The organism is Exiguobacterium sp. 8A (assembly GCF_902506275.1).
Classification (GTDB): Bacteria; Bacillota; Bacilli; order Exiguobacteriales; family Exiguobacteriaceae; genus Exiguobacterium; species Exiguobacterium profundum.
In genome coordinates this window covers 451009-463949 of sequence record NZ_LR733630.1, presented here as the reverse complement: position 1 = coordinate 463949, position 12941 = coordinate 451009, and the positions used below count along the sequence as shown (strand labels likewise).

At 47.9% G+C, this 12941-nt stretch carries 15 protein-coding genes and 1 pseudogene; 2 read left to right on the top strand and 14 right to left on the bottom strand.

Annotated elements, in window-relative coordinates:
* Nucleotides 1-13 precede the first annotated feature (13 nt).
* Entirely contained in the window at nucleotides 14-568 is a 555-nt protein-coding gene (locus GVY42_RS02385) for a maltose acetyltransferase domain-containing protein (protein WP_305775281.1), read from the bottom strand.
* An 85-nt stretch (nucleotides 569-653) separates the two neighbouring features.
* Here GVY42_RS02385 and GVY42_RS02380 point away from each other — a divergent pair, with 85 nt between their 5' ends.
* The gene (locus GVY42_RS02380; RefSeq protein WP_159562172.1) at nucleotides 654-1577 is read left to right on the top strand and encodes a haloacid dehalogenase-like hydrolase; all 924 of its coding nucleotides are present in this window, start codon (nucleotides 654-656) and stop codon (nucleotides 1575-1577) included.
* 38 nt (nucleotides 1578-1615) lie between these two features.
* Here the strand turns inward: GVY42_RS02380 and hisIE are convergent.
* The 9 genes and pseudogenes from hisIE to GVY42_RS02330 form a co-directional block, all read right to left on the bottom strand.
* A pseudogene (gene hisIE, locus GVY42_RS16540) lies at nucleotides 1616-2253 on the bottom strand (bifunctional phosphoribosyl-AMP cyclohydrolase/phosphoribosyl-ATP diphosphatase HisIE).
* Nucleotides 2202-2969, bottom strand: coding sequence for an imidazole glycerol phosphate synthase subunit HisF (gene hisF / locus GVY42_RS02365; RefSeq protein ID WP_159562170.1), 768 nt, complete (start codon nucleotides 2967-2969; stop codon nucleotides 2202-2204). The pseudogene hisIE and the gene hisF overlap by 52 nt, the downstream one beginning before the upstream one ends.
* Entirely contained in the window at nucleotides 2962-3675 is a 714-nt protein-coding gene (gene hisA, locus GVY42_RS02360) for a 1-(5-phosphoribosyl)-5-[(5-phosphoribosylamino)methylideneamino]imidazole-4-carboxamide isomerase (protein WP_031423919.1), read from the bottom strand. Before hisA ends, hisF begins: the two co-directional genes overlap by 8 nt.
* Entirely contained in the window at nucleotides 3653-4240 is a 588-nt protein-coding gene (hisH, locus tag GVY42_RS02355) for an imidazole glycerol phosphate synthase subunit HisH (RefSeq protein WP_078146782.1), read from the bottom strand. Before hisH ends, hisA begins: the two co-directional genes overlap by 23 nt.
* The gene (gene hisB / locus GVY42_RS02350; RefSeq protein WP_159562169.1) at nucleotides 4237-4824 is read right to left on the bottom strand and encodes an imidazoleglycerol-phosphate dehydratase HisB; all 588 of its coding nucleotides are present in this window, start codon (nucleotides 4822-4824) and stop codon (nucleotides 4237-4239) included. Before hisB ends, hisH begins: the two co-directional genes overlap by 4 nt.
* Nucleotides 4811-5827, bottom strand: coding sequence for a histidinol-phosphate transaminase (locus GVY42_RS02345; RefSeq protein ID WP_159562168.1), 1017 nt, complete (start codon nucleotides 5825-5827; stop codon nucleotides 4811-4813). The genes hisB and GVY42_RS02345 overlap by 14 nt, the downstream gene beginning before the upstream one ends.
* Nucleotides 5824-7041, bottom strand: coding sequence for a histidinol dehydrogenase (hisD, locus tag GVY42_RS02340; protein WP_159562167.1), 1218 nt, complete (start codon nucleotides 7039-7041; stop codon nucleotides 5824-5826). Before hisD ends, GVY42_RS02345 begins: the two co-directional genes overlap by 4 nt.
* Nucleotides 7038-7646: an ATP phosphoribosyltransferase gene (gene hisG / locus GVY42_RS02335; protein WP_159562166.1), complete on the bottom strand. Its 609-nt coding sequence runs from the start codon at nucleotides 7644-7646 to the stop codon at nucleotides 7038-7040. Before hisG ends, hisD begins: the two co-directional genes overlap by 4 nt.
* The gene (locus tag GVY42_RS02330; protein ID WP_159562165.1) at nucleotides 7643-8566 is read right to left on the bottom strand and encodes an ATP phosphoribosyltransferase regulatory subunit; all 924 of its coding nucleotides are present in this window, start codon (nucleotides 8564-8566) and stop codon (nucleotides 7643-7645) included. Before GVY42_RS02330 ends, hisG begins: the two co-directional genes overlap by 4 nt.
* Nucleotides 8567-8676: 110 nt before the next feature.
* On the opposite strand from GVY42_RS02330, the gene hisJ reads away from it, so the two are divergent.
* A complete protein-coding gene (gene hisJ / locus GVY42_RS02325; protein ID WP_074037146.1) occupies nucleotides 8677-9495 on the top strand; it encodes a histidinol-phosphatase HisJ in 819 nt (272 codons plus the stop codon).
* Nucleotides 9496-9646: 151 nt separating this feature from the next.
* Here hisJ and GVY42_RS02320 read toward each other — a convergent pair whose 3' ends face one another.
* From GVY42_RS02320 to GVY42_RS02305, 4 genes are all read right to left on the bottom strand, one after another.
* Nucleotides 9647-9997: a hypothetical protein gene (locus GVY42_RS02320; RefSeq protein ID WP_078146776.1), complete on the bottom strand. Its 351-nt coding sequence runs from the start codon at nucleotides 9995-9997 to the stop codon at nucleotides 9647-9649.
* Between the two features lie 199 nt (nucleotides 9998-10196).
* Nucleotides 10197-10772 carry a deaminase gene (locus GVY42_RS02315; protein WP_078146775.1) on the bottom strand — a complete coding sequence of 192 codons (576 nt, stop codon included), beginning with the start codon at nucleotides 10770-10772 and terminating at the stop codon, nucleotides 10197-10199.
* A 50-nt stretch (nucleotides 10773-10822) separates the two neighbouring features.
* A complete protein-coding gene (locus tag GVY42_RS02310; protein WP_159562164.1) occupies nucleotides 10823-12052 on the bottom strand; it encodes a toxic anion resistance protein in 1230 nt (409 codons plus the stop codon).
* Nucleotides 12036-12758 (bottom strand): 5-bromo-4-chloroindolyl phosphate hydrolysis family protein, encoded by a 723-nt coding sequence (locus GVY42_RS02305; protein WP_012726129.1) that lies wholly within the window; start codon nucleotides 12756-12758, stop codon nucleotides 12036-12038. Before GVY42_RS02305 ends, GVY42_RS02310 begins: the two co-directional genes overlap by 17 nt.
* Between the last annotated feature and the right edge of the window lie 183 nt (nucleotides 12759-12941).

Genomic DNA, 12941 nt, shown 5'->3' with positions numbered 1-12941 from the left:
TCAGGAGTTTTTGTCAGTCGATCGTCTTGATCACACGCGCCGGATTTCCTCCGACGACTGTTCGAGATGGCACATCTTTTGTGACGACCGCACCGGATGCGACGACGACCTCATCCCCAATCGTCACACCGGGATTGATAATCGCCCCTCCACCGATCCATACGCGGTCGCCGATGGTCACCGGCTTCCCGAACTCATATCCGGAGATCCGATCGATCGGATCGATCGGATGTGTCGCCGTATAAATATGTACACCCGGTGCGAGCATGCAGTCATCCCCAAACGTGATGGGACAGATGTCTAGGAAGACACAGTCAAAATTCGCATAGAATCGATCTCCTAAGTGGATGTTATACCCATAATCACATTTGAAGTTCGGCTCGATATAATATGACCCTTTCGTCGATCCGAGTAACGCACCAAGAATCTCTTTTCGTTCTTCCAAATCATCGATTCCAGAACGATTGAATTGTTCAGTTAATCTCCGGGCATGCTTCCGATCTGCAACGAGCGTTTCATCACCAGCTAAATACAGTTCACCACGAATCATCTTTTCTTTTTCCGACATCATAATCCCTCCTTAAAATTAGTATAGAGGATTTTTCAAGGGTTTAGGGAATAGAGACAAGGATGAGCAGAAGGAGGCAGATCACATGAAACGAATACTGGAATGTCGAGCAAGTGATTTTATCACGTTTAATCGTCAAGATTTAATCGATTCGATTCGAAAAGCAGAAGGTCGAACGGTCATGGCCGAGGTCATCCCGACGGTGCAGCCGTTGTATCCAGAAGTGACAAACGCAGAACTAGCACGAGCATTCGGTGTCGACTTGATTTTATTGAACATGATCGATGTGTTTCATCCTTACATTAAAGGACTTGAAAGTCATGCATTATTCGGGGAGATGCCGGGTGATGAGATGAGCGATCATCCGATTCTCGAACTAAAACGACTGATTGGATTGCCAATTGGAGTCAACTTGGAACCTGTTGATTTTTCAGAGAAGTCGTCCGAGATGAATGAAGTAAAACGAGGCAGACTCGCTTCAATCGAAGCGTTCCAAAAAGCATCGGAGCTCGGGTTTGACTTCGTCTGTTTGACAGGCAATCCGAATACCGGGGTCACGAATGAAGCAATCGAACAAGCAATCATCCAAGCACGTCGTGAATTCGCAGGGGGCATCATTGCCGGGAAAATGCATCAAGCCGGTGCAGGCAATGTGTTGGACCGCGACGCGTATATCCGCTTCGTCGAAGCTGGCGCAGATATCATCCTCCTTCCGGCTCCAGGCACTGTACCTGGCGTCCGTGAAGAATCGTTTCACGAACTCGTTCAGGAATTGCAAGTGCTCGGTGCTCTCACGTTAGCGGCGATTGGAACGTCACAAGAAGGCGCAGATGTCGAGACCGTTCGGGAGATTGCACTCTCTTCAAAACGAGGCGGAGCGGATATCGTGCATATAGGTGACGCCGGACTGTCCGGAATTGCCGTACCAGAGAACATTCAGGCACTGTCCATTGCGATTCGCGGACGACGCCATACGTACATTCGCATGGCCGCCTCGGTCAATCGGTAACACAAAAGAGGAAGGAGCGCGTCTCCTTCCTCTTTTATTTACCATTCCGTGACGTCTCGACGTGGTTTCGCCGGTGTGGTAGTACCGTGACGCTTGGCGAGTAACGCTTCCACATCCTCTAAACGAACACCTTTGGCTGCTAACAAGACGAGTAAGTGATACAGAAGGTCGGCTGACTCTTCAACCAAGTCTTCATCCGTCATAGCAGCAATGACGACCTCGAACGCTTCTTCCCCGAACTTTTTCGCGATTTTTTCAACGCCTTGTTCCAATAAATAAGTCGTATATGAACCTTCTTTCGGTTCATTTTTTCTAGATTGAATCAATTGTTCCAATTCATGAATCATACGTTCACCTCCGTAAAGAAACAGCTTCGATTACCGGTATGACACGTCGGGCCGTTCGCATGAACACGAACGAGAAGCGCATCCTGGTCACAGTCGATGTGGATGCTGACGACGTCTAGTGTATTCCCGCTCGTCTCCCCTTTCATCCAAAGCCGACCTTTTGAACGAGACCAGAACGTGACGACCCGTTCACGAAGCGTCTGTCGGATTGCCTCATCATTCATATATCCGAGCATGAGGACCGCCCCGTCACCGTTTGACACGATGATGGCGGGAATCAGTCCATTTTCGTCGAAACGAACCGCATCGGCAAGTTGTGACTCGTGCATACGTGCTTCACCTCTTCTACTGTCGTTTTTCGGTCATGTAAGATGGATGCAAGTAATGCGGCATCGACTTTCTCAAGCGCTTCGACTACGTGCTCGGCGTTCCCTGCCCCACCGGATGCGATAATCGGAATATCGACGACTTCACGAAGTTGTTCTAAAATCGCAAGGTCATAACCGCTCTGCTTTCCATCTTGGTTCATGGACGTGACAAGAAGTTCACCCGCCCCAAGCGCGGCCACTTGTTTCGCCCATTCGACCGCCAACAGGTCCGACTTCTGTTTTCCACCATATGTGTACACATAATATTCGTCATCTTCAAACTTTACGTCGATTGCGACGACGATACATTGCGAACCGAAACGATCGGCCGCTTCACGAATGAGACTTGGGGATTCTACAGCGAGCGTGTTCAACGATACTTTATCCGCCCCTGCTTTTAATAGTGACGAGATATCCTCGAGTGAACGAATCCCGCCACCGACCGTCAGCGGGATGAATACTTTCCGTGCCACCGCACTGACGACATCGAGCATCGTCTGGCGACGTTCCGTACTTGCCGTGATATCGAGAAAGACAAGTTCATCGGCTCCGGACTCATCGTAATATTTCGCGATTTCGACCGGATCACCGATGTCTCGTAGTTGTACGAACTCAATCCCTTTGACGACACGACCTTCTTTCACGTCAAGACATGGAATAATTCTGCGTTTAAGCATAACGCGCCTCCCATTCAATCAGTTCTTCGATACTCACCTTACCGGACAGGAGTGCTTTCCCGACGACAGCCTCATCAATTTTCGCCATCTTCAGCTCCTTCACGTCCTCTTCAGTCGTCACACCGCCTGAGGCGATCAATGTGACGTTGACGATTTGACGTAACGCCTTCATGCGAGAAACGTTCGGTCCATTCAGTTTCCCATCGGATCCGATATCGGTATATAGAATCGTCTCGATCCCCCGTTTGACAAGGTCTTGTGCGACCGAGATGTCATCGAGTTTTGTCGCTTCCTGCCATCCGTTAATGGCGACCTTCCCGTCATAGGCATCGAGTGCAACAGCGATTCGTTTGCCATACTTTTCAATCGCCTTGTCTAGAAAGTCAGGATCCGTAAACGCCTTCGTCCCTAAAAGGACGCGATCCGCACCGGTTTCCATCACAGCATCAAGTGCGGCTTCTGAACGAATTCCTCCTCCTGTTTGGACAAGGAACCCTAGAGACTTCGCATAGCGGACAACGTCTAAATGACGCGGTTCACCTGCCTTGGCCCCTTCTAAATCAATCAAGTGAATCATCGGGACCTTCCCTTGCCACGCTTTTAATAATTCATACGGATCTCCGTATTGTTCTTCCGTAGAAAAATCACCTTCCGTCAAACGGACGATCTTGCCTCCAATCAAATCAATGGCGGGTAGTAATCTCACGCTCGACCGCCTCCTTCCATTCTTGAAGTAAGCTGAGACCAAATGTCCCGCTCTTTTCCGGGTGGAACTGCATGCCCGTCACGAGCCCTTTTTGAACGATTGCCGGAACTTTCTCACCCATATAATCAGCTGCCGCCACGATGTAATCGTCGGCCGTCACGGCATGGTAAGAGTGGACAAAATAGACATCCTCATCGCGAAGGATCGAGTTCCATCCAACGTGTGGGAGACGCTTCGCTCGCATCCGTTCGACCGTTCCCGGAATCAACCCGAGACCTTTTGTCGGCATACCTTCCGTGCTCGAATCAAACAAGAGCTGCATCCCAAGACAGATCCCTAAAAACGGCTTTTCCGTCGCCATCTGTTGCAATAGTGGGATAAGACCCGTCTGTTCGAGCGATTGCATCGCTTGCGGGAAGGCACCGACCCCAGGAAGTAAAACGGCATCCGCCTCTTCAATTTGATTTGCATCGTTCGTGATCACGACGTAGCAACCGATGGCTTGTAACGCACGTTCGACGTTAAATACGTTTCCCATACCATAATCGATGACCGCTACTTTCATCCTTCGATCCATCCTTTCGTAGAAGGGAGACGGTTCGTCCCATCGCTAGAGACCGCTTCGGCAAGCGCTCGTCCGAACGCTTTGAACAACCCTTCAATCATGTGATGTGAGTTCGACCCGTACAGAACAGAAAGGTGAAGTGTGAGTCGACCATTCATGGCAACGGCACGGAAAAATTCCTCAGCGAGTTCGGTATCAAAGTCACCAAGCTTCGGATTGTGAATATCCGCTTGATAGACGATAAATGGGCGTCCTGACACATCAATGACCGCTCGCGCTAACGTTTCATCCATTGGCATGTAACTTGACCCGTAGCGGCGAATTCCGACTTTATCCCCGAGTGACTTGGCGATGAGCTGACCGAGTGCGATCCCGACATCCTCGACCGTATGGTGGGCATCGACCCACGTATCGCCTTCGACTTTCACGTCTAAATCTATCTGACTGTGAAAAGCGAGCAACGTCAACATGTGATCGAAGAAGCCGACCCCCGTTTGAATGGAGCTTTCACCCGTTCCGTCTAGATTTAATCGAATGTCAATTTTCGTTTCTTTCGTTTCACGTTTTAGTTCAGCTGTTCTCAACAGAATTCACCTCTTCAATCGTTTGTCGGATCAAGGCATACGCCTCGTCTGTCCCTGCACTGACACGTAGTCCATCGGGAAAAGCACGTACATGGACCCCTTTATCAAGGAAGCGGGATGCCCATCCTTCACTATCATCCGTTTTGACATAAATGAAGTTGGCACGGCTCGGTAAAATCTCACCGACTGGTCGTAACAACTCCGTTAACTTTTCACGTTGCGCCATATGGAACTGAATCGACTCTTGAATATAAGATTCATCTCGTAAGACGACGTTGGCGACAGCGGCACTGAGACCACTGACATTGAATGGCGAACGGAAGCGGTCAATCTGTTCGATGATTTCTTCAGATGCAATCATGAAACCAATCCGGAGGTTCGCTAGACCGAACGCCTTCGATAACGTCCGTAAAATGATGACGTTCGGATATTCGTTCAAGCGAGACACAAATGAGTCCTTCATTGTGAAATCAATATACGCTTCATCCACGACGAGGTACGGTACATGTGCCGCAATGTCAGACAATTTGTCTAGTGTCCACATCTTTCCGGTCGGGTTATTCGGATTCGAGATCAAGACGAGTTTAGGGTCTGTTGTTCGAATGACTTCAGCCAACGTCTCGTAACGCAAACCCTGTTCGTCCGGTTGTGTGAAATGCCCTCTGGCAATTTGTGTATAAATGCCATACATCGAAAAGTCTGGGGCCGGTGCGACCACACGGTCTTCCGTATCCAAAATCGCCTGACTCAAGATGGCCAATAGCTCATCGCTCCCGCTGCCGACCATGAGTTGCGTCGGCTCGACTCCCGCATAGTCAGCATAGCTCGCTTTTAAAGCGAGCAATTCTTCGACTGGGTAACGGCTGAGTGCCTCGAGTGATACGTCTCGAATAGCTCGTTCGAGACGTTCTGGTAACGGATATTGGCTTTCATTTTGATTGAGCGCATATCCCGAAGCGGCATGAGGTACATAGCGTGGGATATTTTGATAATTTCGTCTCATATGTCCTCCATCCGAACAGCCATCGCACGGGCGTGTCCTTCTAATTGTTCTTGTTTGGCGATTCGAATCGCTGCCTTTGTAATCGTCTCATCAAGTTCTGTCATCTCAAGGAACGTCTGACGGCGATAAAAATCATCGACCGATAGTCCACTAGAGAAGCGGGCCGTCCCGCTCGTCGGCAAGACGTGGTTCGGTCCAGCGATATAGTCTCCAAATGCTTCGGCTGCCTCATGTCCGAGGAAGAACGAACCACCGTGACGGATTGTACGCATCAATGCCTCAGGATCTTTGACGGCCAACTGGACGTGCTCCGCGGCCATCGTATTCGCGTACTCGATCGCATCCTCGATTGTCCGGTACAAGACGCCGCCACGCTTCAACGATTCTCTCGCAATGTCTTGGCGTGGTAATAGCACTAATTGTCGCTCAAGTTCTTGCTCGATTTGGTTGCGGAGTGTTTCTGACGTGACAAGCGCAATCGCAGTCGCCTCGACGTCATGTTCCGCTTGTGCGAGCAGGTCGGCGGCAACCCACTTCGGGTTCGCCGTCTCATCGGCAATGATCAACACTTCGGATGGTCCGGCGACGGAGTCGATACCGACGATGTGTGAGACGAGAGCCTTCGCCGTCGCGACATATGCATTTCCTGGGCCGACAATCTTGTCAACTTGACGAATCGTTTCTGTCCCGTATGCGAGTGCTGCCACGGCTTGGGCCCCACCGACCAGAAAACACTCATCGGCACCTGCAATTTTTGCTGCAATCAAGAGGGAAATGTCAATCCCATCTGCTTTTGGTGGGGTGACCATGACGACTCGTTTGACGCCAGCTACTTTCGCCGGAATGATGTTCATGAGGACGCTCGACGGATAGACGGCAGTCCCACCCGGTACATAAACTCCGACCGAATCAAGTGGCATATAGCGTCTCCCAAGGCGGAACATCGTATCTTCGAACACATCGTCTTGTCGGACTTGACGCGCGTGAAATGCACGAATCCGTTCCGCCGCTAATGTAAGCGCCTCTGTCAATTCAGCATATGCGACTGGCGGATTAAAGCTGGCCAAATCGACCGACTCAATTCGGTCGACCCCGTCGAATTGTTTCGTCCACTCAAGCAGCGCTTCGTCTCCGCGGGCCTCGATCGATTCCACGATCGGTTTCACGGCTTCGGCCCAAGCTTCGCGCCTTGAGCGATTCGTTTCTGTACTCATGCGTTCTCCTCCTGACTCATCTTTCGAATCCAGGCCTTCAATTCGTCAGGCTGTTCCGCTAAAGCTGTCTCACTCGTGATGAATTTTGCATTGATTGAAAAAATCGTCTCGTATTCTTCCAAGTCGTTTGCAGCCAACGTCGCGCCTGTCTCGACGATGTCGACGATGCAATCAGCGAGTCCCGTTAACGGAGCCAGTTCGACCGACCCGTTCAACGCGATGACTTCTACGTTTTGTCGCTTCGATGCAAAGTGTGATATGGCGATATTCGGATATTTACTCGCCACTTTCAATTTCTTTGTGCCGTTGCGTCGAACTTTTGGACCACAGACGGCCATTCGACAGCGACCGAACGGTAAATCGACGACTTCGAGTACGCCTGGCGTTTTTTCTCGTAAAATATCACCGCCGACAATGCCAACATCTGCCGCTCCATGCATCACATATTTATAGACGTCGTCCCCTTTGACGAAAATGAATTCATGATTTCCTGCTTGTACCGTCAACTCACGTCCCCGCTTCTCTGGCCATATGGGTAAGTCACGTTCGACAAAAAATTGACGGGCTGCTTTTTCAATCCGACCTTTCGCGACCGCTACTTTCATTTGATCACCTCATCTAACTGTTCTAAATCGAGCGACATGCCGAACGCTCGTCTCGAGTGTCCAAAATGTCCATACAGTGAATCATATCGTCCTCCTGAAAGGACACGCTTGCCTTCAACACTTCCCGTCACGGTCAATCCTGAATAGTAATCAAAGTCTCCCGTTTGACCGAAATCGTAAGACACCTCTAATCCGATAGTACGTAAGTGTTGCACCGCCTCGTCCACTTCACCGATGGCTTCTTTTAAAGACTCTGGTGCCTCAGACCGTAATTCTTCGAGTGCAGAATTCCCGATTAAAAAGGGCAGCTTCGCAATCAACGGATAGCGATACGTCTCTGCTAATTCACGTAATGATTCTAAGTTTCGAAGTGCTAAGATTTTTCGGAATGTCCGTTCCTGAATCCCTGTCTCTTTCGCGATGAGCGAGATGACGGCTGCTGACCCAATTTTGATGGTCAAACGTTCGGTAGGCAGGACTCCTTCCGTCATATCGAGAAAGGACTCAATCAGATGACTGTCCTTCTCTTCGCCATCGACCCATTCGAGTCCAAGCTGTTGCCGTTCATGGGGTTGCCCGGAATGTTTGACCGTCCGACGATAGACGGCACCAGCGTAAGCGACACGCATCGGTTCATGACCGTCTGCTAACTTTCTTGCGATTTGTAGTGTATAGTCAGGGCGCATGACGAGAAGTTCCCCGTCGTTCCCGAACAATCGATAATAGGCTGACTCGTCAAAGAGCGCTAAATTTTGATAATGTGAATAGTATTCGAGAAGCGGTGGATCGATGACTGCGTAGCCGCTCGACTCTGCCTTCTCTAAAAATGACAACATCCATCGTTTTGGACGGATGACATCTCCTGATTGAAGTTCATACCAGCCTTCTGGAATCGAACCTTTTGAATTTGACCAAATCATCATAACCACCCTTTATCTTGTTATCACTTTACCAAACTAAAGTATTGTGTTAAATTTATCAAACAGATAAACACCTGTCAACCAAATGAACTGAAAAGGACGTGTAATCGATGTTTAACTTTACCCACGATGGCCATGTGCATACCCCTTTTTGTCCACACGGTACAAATGACCCGATTGAACACTATATTCAAGTCGGAATCGAAAAAGGCCTGCAAACGATGACGTTCACAGAACATGCGCCTTTCCCCCCATCGTTCACCGACCCGGTCCCGAATCAAGACTCGGCGATGTCGATTGATCTACTTCCAGAATACCTCGATACGTTGCATCAGATGAAACAGCAGTATCAAGCGGTTATCGACATTAAAGTTGGATTAGAAGTCGACTTATTGCCTCATTTAGAGAAAGAGACCATTGCCTTACTCAAGCCTTTCGCACCATTGATTGATGAAGTCATTTTATCGCAGCATTTCCTATATAGAGATGGAGCCTATATGCCGATTGATTATTCTGCCGAGACGTTTGATGAACTCATCAAAGCGTTTGGCTCATTCGAGAGCGTCATGAGAGCTTATTATGAGTCGATTGAACAGGGTCTCTCATTTTCGTGGGAAGACATCCGTGTCGCTCGTATCGGACACCTCGATCTCCCGATAAAGTATCAAAGAAACTATGAATGGGACCGCTCAAAAGTAAAAGAGGAAGAAATACGTCTGTTACAGATGATTGCCGACCGGGGATTCGGACTTGACTTCAACACGGCCGGACTCAGAAAACCGGATTGTGGGGTACCTTACGTCGCCGGACTTGCAAAATCCGCGAACGACCTGCACATCCCGTTCACGATGGGTTCGGATGCGCACCTCGCTCAAGATGTGGCGGCTGGATTCGACTTCATTGAACAAAAAAAAGCCACGTTCCTATGAACGTGGCTTTTTGACAGCGATCTAGCTATCTAGATCCCCATGCTTATGGTTGACAACGATATGGCGTTCCATTTCTTCATCTGTAAACATCATACCATAAGGAATAAAAGATGCAATAAAAAATTGGGTGAAATGGTTCACCCAATTGAGATCACATTGCCGCATATAATGTTTTCAAGTCGTTTGTCGCTTCCTCGTCCATTTGAATGGCCACGAGTTCAACGTATTGGAGCGCTGGATCTTGATCTTTCGACAATGCGACAATCTCAGCAGCCGCCTTATCTAATGCCAACAAGATTCCTGATACACCAAGCGTCGGATAGTATCGAAGGAGTGCACGAACATGTTTAATCTCTGATACTTCATTTCCGTTAATGGTTAATGATTTGACGGCAAGCTCCTTGTGCATGCCAATCGCAAATTTATCTTCCCACACTTCTTCGAGTGTGATCAACGCCTCTACTTCATATGCACCATCTGTAAAGCGAACGAGTTTTTCCATGTGTAAATTCCCCTCTCTTGAATCTACTTTTATTATATAAGAGATTTTAAAGAGTATATTGTGAAATATTGAACATTATGTGTAAAGTTTGTCTCACCACATTTTGAACAAAAAAAAGGCCCCTCCGAGGAGGGGCGAATAATGGAAGAGTAAAACACCATTGGCAGTACATTAATAATATATCATCTAATGAAAACGTTTACAATGTATTTTTGTACATTTTTTCAAGTGGCATATGTAACACTTCAATCCCGCTTTCACGCATCAATTCTAACCCATCCCCATGCTCATAACCGACAGCATAAACGACTCGCGCGACGCGTGCCGCAATTAAGGCGAGTGAACAGGCATGACATGGTGAATGCGTGACATACGCCGTCGCACCAAATGCATTCGTTGAATCGGCAGCGAGTTTTCCAATCGCGTTGATTTCCGCATGGATTTCATGTTGCTTCGACCAGTGATGGTGATCATATGGGTCTGTACACTTGATATATGTCACACCATCTCGGATGAGTCGTGCCGGTTCGTTGATCATATCGAGATCCGTCGATGCAACATAGTCGGCATGCTTATAGAACCCATCTTCTTGCTTGATATAGATTTCATTACAGTTCGTATGACCAGATGGTGTACCATTCAGGCCAATTGAAATCGGTTTTTCGTCTTTTACAATGACACAGGCTACACTCTTCGATGCACACTTCGAGTGCCGCTCGGCCATCATATCAGCGAATAATAACCACGTCTCATCCCACAATCGTTGCTTCTCCACTCAAGTCCCTCCTCGTAGAAAAAGAAAGTCTGATTGCTCAGACTTCCCCCTTAGTATCCAGTGTCCTTTGGTAGTTCTTTATTTTTCGAAGCGATCTCGATGACCTTCTCCTTCAATTCGTGCTCCATGCGGTCAAGTTCGCGCTCTGCGTCACGACGTTTTTGCTTCCCTTCTTGCTGGATGCGTAACGTTTCATCCAACGTAGAGAGTAAGTTCTCGTGAGCGACTTTCAGTGATTCAACAGAGACAATCCCTTTTTCATTTTCTTGAGCGATTTCAATCGATGAATCTTTGAGCATCTTCGAGTTCTGCTCAAGCAGTTGATTTGTTGTCTTCGTCACGTCCTGCTGCATACGAAGTGCCGTTTTCTGGCGCGTCAAGCTGAGTGCAAGAACGACTTGGTTTTTCCAAAGCGGAATCGTGTTGACGACCGCTGACTCGATCTTTTCAGCAAGGATTTGGTTATTCTGCTGAATGACCCGAATTTGAGGTGCCATTTGAAGGCTGATGGTACGACTCAATTTTAAATCGTGCAACTTTTTCTCAAAACGGTCCGCTAATTGAATCATATCGTTCAATTGTTGAAGCTTCGATTGATCTTTAGAAATTTCTACTTCTTGACGTAACGGGGCAATCTCGTGTTCCCGTACATGGTCAAGTTTTGTCTCACCCGCGGCGATATAGACATTCAACTCTTCGAAATATCGCTTGTTCTTATCATACATCTGATCGAGCATCGTGATGTCTTTCATGAGACCGAACTTCGCACGATCGAGGTTATGGATGACCTCTTCCAAATAGACGTTCATTTTTTCGAACTGAAGCTTATAGTTTTCAGCCTTCTTCTTCGCACGACCGATGAGCGGAATGTTATCCATGAAACTCTTTTTCTCCGGTTGAAGCATATCTGGGTCCATCTTACGGACGTTTTGCATCAAGTCAGACAACAGTTTACCGGCATCGCCGCCATCTTTCATCCGCACTTCCGTCAAAATTTGATCAGAGAATTGGGAAAGTTCGCGCTGGACATTCGACCCGAACAACATAACAGAGTCTGTCTTTTTAATATCAATGGATTCAGCCAATCGTGTGATGCGCTCGCGATGCTCTTGAGGCACGTCTGGTTTCGCTTGAATGGCTGGCACTTCATGTGACTGTGTAACGGATGACCATTCGACAGATGGGTCACTGAACCCCTCCATCTCCGTTTTTGTTTTCGTATCAGAAGTCAGTTCTTCTTCCGGCCATGACTGCCAGTTCGTTTCATTCGATGAAGTCATGTTTCTTTCTCCCTTCCGGCTGATCAGACAAGACGCGCTCCATCATGATCAGTTCACGTTCAAAGTCTACGGCGTCATCTTCAAGGAGACGTCCGCGTTGTTCTTTAAATTTATCGACAATTAGTCGCATATTTGTGATTAATTGTTCCCGAGTCTCTTCTTGAATGACGACTCGTTTTCCTTCAAGCTCTTTAAATTTCAAGACGACCGAGACGAGTGAATCTAAATAGAATGTGAACAGGTCTCGAACATGCTTTGCGTCTTGTGGATTTTCGAATAATTCTTCGAACAATTCGTGCGCTTCTTTCGAGACGGCCTTCATTTCACGCCTCACTTCTACATCTTTAATATCTGGAAGAACACGGTCGATTTGTTGTAACTTCTCATATCCTTGCTCAATCGTCCGTTGCAAAAATTGAAGCTCTAAATCGTCTGTCGCCTCGAACTGTCGCGTAGGCATCGGCTCTTCGATCGGTTTTAAAATCCTCGATCCAGAAAACGATTCTTCCTCATCGAGTAACAGTTTCTTCTTGGCACGTTTTGCCACCGTTGTCGGTGTACGTTGACGATGTTTGCGCTTGTTCGTCGACCATACTTCATTCAAGACGAGCGCCCCTACAATAATGAATAACCAGGAGAAATCGAATACGTTAATGGCAAAGTATATGACTGCCCCTGTCAGGGCCCATTTCATCCATGTTTTCATTCTTTTCACCTCATCTCATGTTACTTCTATTGTACATTACGAAACCATTCAACAAAAGTTTCGTCATCCCTATCATTTTAGCATAATAAAATTCGTCGATACCTCCGTCCACAGGTGTAGAATCAACTACCTATATCGACTACTTTCCCGTTGCGAGACGAAAAAAACCGTAGACTCATAGAG